Genomic DNA, 4,918 nt, shown 5'->3' with positions numbered 1-4,918 from the left:
TTTGAACCCTCGATGGGGCTACAAACCCCATACTCCCTTAGCAGGGGAGCGCCTTCGGCCACTCGGCCACCTCACCGTTCTGGTGGCGCACATATTACCCGCAGCCGAAAATATGTCAAACAGTTTTTCAGAAAAAGGCTCTGTTCGAACAGTTCTTAAACAGACTGTCGAAGTTATGAGGTTTTAACGAGATAAAAGTGAGGTAAATCACATAAAAAGGTCGCATTCCTCTTTTGCAAAGCCTCTTATCACAAGGTGCCATTCAGAAATTGAATAACGGAGTCCTCTGCTATATTGCGATATACACCTAACGACCAAAAGAGCGCTCAGCAAACGAGTCATCTCGCTAGCTTGGTTAGATTAACTTATCGATGTCGTTTTTCAGGTACAAAAAAAGGAGCCTAAGCTCCTTTTTTACAATTTGTTAGCATTAAAACTGGTCAGGGCCTTTCTCCGCCTGAATGCGCATATAAATCTCTTCACGATGAACAGAGACTTCTTTTGGTGCATTCACACCGATGCGCACTTGGTTTCCTTTAACTCCTAGAACAGTCACTGTCACTTCGTCACCGATCATCAGAGTTTCACCTACACGACGAGTCAAAATTAGCATTTACAGCTCCTTGTTTCCATTATTCTGCTTTATTGGATCCCATTATCCATATATTAATCAAAAAGGTAATACCCAATATCCTCTAAAGCATAAGGGTTTTCGCCTATTTGCCTTCTTCTGGCTCAGCGTCCAGGCCAAATGCAGTGTGTAGCGAGCGTACCGCAAGCTCTAAGTACTTCTCATCAATTAATACTGACACCTTGATTTCTGATGTTGAAATCTGGTGCATGTTAATATTTTCATGTCCCAATACTTCAAACATGGTTTTAGCCACGCCAGGATGATTCCACATCCCTACACCAACTATAGACACCTTGGCGATATGTTCATCACCTTGTACACCTTTTGCGCCAACTTCTTTTGCGACAGCGGTTAAAAGTTCAGTCGCACGACGGTAGTCATCACGGTGTACAGTGAAGGTGAAATCCGCTTTACCATCACCTAACGTGTTTTGCACTATCATATCGATATCAATGCCGGCATCACCAATCGGTGATAATACGCGAGCGGCCATTGAAGGTTCGTCTGGCACACCGCAAATAGTTAAACGCGCTTCGTCACGATTAAACGCAATACCTGATACAACAGGAGATTCCATGTTTACTTCCTCATAACTAATTAAGGTGCCAGAGCCTTCTTTAAAACTTGATAGTACGCGTAGGGGTACACTGTATTTTCCGGCGAATTCAACCGAGCGAATTTGCAGAACTTTGGCCCCTAAACTCGCCATTTCAAGCATTTCTTCAAACGTAATAGTATCTAAGCGACGCGCCTGAGGCACCATACGTGGGTCAGTAGTGTAAACACCATCAACATCGGTGTAGATTTGGCATTCGTCAGCTTTTAATGCAGCTGCCACCGCTACAGCGGAGGTATCTGAACCACCACGACCTAAAGTAGTGATGTTGTTTAACTCATCACGACCTTGGAAACCCGCAACGACAACAACCTTACCCTCAGCGATGTGCTGTTTTAGGTTATCAGTTTCAACATCTAAAATGCGCGCTTTACTATGGCTTGAGTCAGTTTTCATCCGCATCTGATCGCCAGTCATCGACACCGCATCAACACCTACTTTATGCAAAGCGATAGTCAGTAGTGCGATAGTGACTTGCTCACCCGTTGACACCAATACATCCATTTCACGGCGGCTGGCATCTAAGTCTAGTTCTTTTGCCATACCAATCAAGCGATTAGTTTCACCAGACATAGCAGACACTACCACAACAACATCATGGCCCTGCTCTTTGGTCCGCTTTACCCTCTCGGCGACTGCTTCGATTCGCTCAAGAGTACCTACTGAGGTACCACCGTATTTTTGAACTATTACACCCACGTGCGTATTCCTTTTACAGACGTTGTTCTAACCAAGGTTGAACAGATTTCAATGCGTCAGGCAATGCTGCCGCGTCAGTACCACCTGCTTGGGCCATATCAGGACGACCACCGCCCTTCCCGCCTACTTGCATAGCGACCATATTTACTAATTCTCCCGCTTTTACTTTAGCGGTTAAATCTTTGGTAACACCAGCGATCAAACTTACCTTGCCTTCGCTTACAGTCGCTAAAAACACGATGCCAGATTGCAATTTGTTTTTCAGCTCATCAACCGATGAACGCAGCGCTTTAGGCTCGATACCATCTAAGTGTGCCACCACCACTCTGGTGCCACCCATTTCTATCGCCTGACCAATTAAATCAGCACCCGCTTGACTCGCCATTTTGGCTTTTAACTGCTCAAGCTCTTTTTCTAGGGCTTTTGAGCGATCAATAACTTGACGTACTTTAGCGCCAATGGTGAATTGATCACCCTTTACTAGATCAAGAGTTTGCTGGATTTGCTCACCTAAGTTATGAATGAAGTCGATAGCGGCTGGGCCTGAAACCGCCTCGATACGACGAATACCCGCAGCAATACCGCCTTCAGAGATAATTTTGAAAAAACCTATATCACCTGTGCGCTTGGCATGAGTACCACCACAAAGCTCGGTAGAAAAGTCGCCCATTTGTACCACGCGAACCATTTCATCGTATTTTTCGCCGAATAGCGCCATAGCACCCGACGCTTTTGCTTCTTCAATGTTCATCACCTTAGTGATCACTTCGAAGTTGTCGCGAATGGCTTTATTCACCAGAAACTCAACCTGACGAATCGATTCCATGGTCATCGGTTCAAAATGAGAAAAGTCGAAACGTAATTTCTCGCTATCCACTAATGAGCCTTTTTGACCGATGTGATCGCCTAAAGTATGACGTAATGCCGAATGCAGTAAGTGAGTCACCGAGTGGTTTAAGGCAATGGCTTTGCGTTTTTGCTCATCAACTACCGCAATGATCTCTTCACCAACGGATAATTTAGCGCCACACATATAACCGTGATGTAAAAATGCATTACCGGACTTTTGTGTATCCGTCACGACAAAAGCGCCACCTGGAAATTGAATCTCACCGGTATCACCCACTTGGCCACCTGACTCAGCATAGAAAGGTGTTTCACCTAAGATAACAATCCCTTCTTCGCCTTGAGTTAGGCTAGCTACCGACTCACCTTGTTTAAACATCTCAACGATCTTCGCTTTACTGTCGGTTACGTTGTAACCTAAAAAGCGAGTTTGATGCTCAACCTTAATAGCGTCGTTATAATCTGTACCAAAGCTATTCGCTTTTTGTGCTCGCTCACGTTGAGCTTGCATTGCCGCTTCAAAGCCATCTTGGTCAATTACTAACTCACGTTCACGAGCGATATCAGCCGTTAAATCGGCAGGGAAGCCATAGGTATCATACAGTTTAAATACCAATTCACCTGGGATAGTCGTTCCCTTAAGTTGCATCAACGCATCATCAAGAATAGCCAAACCACGATCGAGCGTTTTTGCAAATTGCTCTTCTTCGAGTCTAAGCATTTTTTCAACTATGGCTTGTTGTTTAGTTAACTCTGGATACGCCTCACCCATTTGCTTAACAAGCTCAGCAACCAGCTTATAAAAGAAGGTGTCGGTAGCACCTAACTTATGTCCATGACGCACCGCACGACGGATAATACGGCGCAGTACATAACCGCGACCTTCATTTGAAGGCATTACGCCATCAGCAATCAAAAAGCTACAAGAGCGTATATGGTCAGCCACCACCCGCAACGATTTATCTTCTAAATCTTTTGCACCAGTAATTTCAGCCGTTTTTTTGATCAGCGCTTGAAAAATGTCGATTTCGTAGTTTGAATGCACACCTTGCAAAATAGCTGCAATACGCTCAAGCCCCATACCGGTGTCCACCGAAGGCTTAGGTAAAGGCTCCATCGTGCCATCGGCATGACGGTTAAATTGCATGAATACTAGGTTCCATATTTCGATGTAGCGATCACCGTCTTCTTCAGGTGTTCCTGGAGGACCACCCCAAATATGTTCACCATGATCATAAAAAATTTCAGTACATGGCCCGCAAGGTCCAGTATCACCCATTGACCAGAAGTTATCTTTGGCACCAATGCGAGATAAGCGATCAGCTGGTACACCCATTTCTTTTAGCCAAATGTCCGCAGCTTCATCATCTTCTTCGAAAACCGTGACCCAGAGTTTTTCTTTTGGCAATTTAACAACTTCAGTTAAAAACTCCCAAGCAAAGCTAATCGCCTCACGTTTGAAATAATCACCGAAGCTAAAGTTACCTAGCATTTCAAAAAAAGTATGGTGACGTGCGGTATAACCGACATTTTCTAAATCGTTATGCTTACCACCAGCACGAACACAGCGCTGGCTTGATGTAGCACGAGTATATGGGCGCTGATCCATGCCCAAAAACACGTCTTTAAATTGAACCATACCAGCGTTGGTGAACAGCAACGTGGGATCATTACCAGGAACAAGTGGACTACTAGCGACACTTTGGTGTCCCTTACTTTCAAAGTATCCAAGAAACGCGTTACGGATCTCAGCTGTGGATTGGCTCATGAATTAGGTTCCAAATAAACTGAATATAACCATTTACGGTAAGCCTCATTGCTTAACCGTAAAATAGACAAAATTAAATGCGCACAATATATCACGGTGAAACACGAGGGAAAAGTAAACCGAGCGATTTCAAAATCGGATACTAAACATTTATCCGCCTATGGCTGACTAAGCTGAGCAACCGCTCCCCACTGACAAAATTAAATGCGCACACTCAACATGAATATCACGGTGAAACACCAGGGAAAAGTAAACCGAGCTATTTCAAAATCGGATAATAAACATTTATCCGCCTATGGCTGACTAAGCTGAGCAACCGCTCCCCACTGACAAAATTAAATGCGCACACTCAACA

The 4,918-nt window shown here is 44.5% G+C and carries 4 protein-coding genes; 1 reads left to right on the top strand and 3 read right to left on the bottom strand.

From position 1 onward, the window contains the following. The coding region (locus tag Q4519_RS21345; RefSeq protein ID WP_303515907.1) for a hypothetical protein at positions 1-187 on the top strand (187 nt) is incomplete at its 5' end. Positions 188-430: 243 nt separating this feature from the next. Here Q4519_RS21345 and csrA read toward each other — a convergent pair. The 3 genes from csrA to alaS all read right to left on the bottom strand — a co-directional run bounded on the left by csrA (position 431) and on the right by alaS (position 4,563). After that, a complete protein-coding gene (csrA, locus tag Q4519_RS21340) occupies positions 431-613 on the bottom strand; it encodes a carbon storage regulator CsrA (RefSeq protein WP_232803417.1) in 183 nt (60 codons plus the stop codon). Positions 614-716: 103 nt separating this feature from the next. Next, on the bottom strand, positions 717-1,949 hold the full coding sequence (locus Q4519_RS21335) for an aspartate kinase (RefSeq protein ID WP_303515902.1): 1,233 nt from the start codon (positions 1,947-1,949) through the stop codon (positions 717-719). A 13-nt stretch (positions 1,950-1,962) separates the two neighbouring features. Then, entirely contained in the window at positions 1,963-4,563 is a 2,601-nt protein-coding gene (alaS, locus tag Q4519_RS21330; RefSeq protein ID WP_303515900.1) for an alanine--tRNA ligase, read from the bottom strand. Positions 4,564-4,918 lie beyond the last annotated feature (355 nt).

It is taken from the genome of Motilimonas sp. 1_MG-2023 (genome assembly GCF_030547455.1).
In the GTDB taxonomy this organism is placed as follows: domain Bacteria; phylum Pseudomonadota; class Gammaproteobacteria; order Enterobacterales; family CBDFNC01; genus Motilimonas.
The sequence above is the reverse complement of the archived record's forward strand: the minus strand, read 5'-3'. Positions and strand labels throughout refer to the sequence as shown.

Bases quoted from the DNA above. Each gene is read 5' to 3' on its own strand.
- csrA (WP_232803417.1), bottom strand. From the start codon at position 613: ATGCTAATTTTGACTCGTCGTGTAGGTGAAACTCTGATGATCGGTGAC.
- alaS (WP_303515900.1), bottom strand. From the start codon at position 4,563: ATGAGCCAATCCACAGCTGAGATCCGTAACGCGTTTCTTGGATACTTT.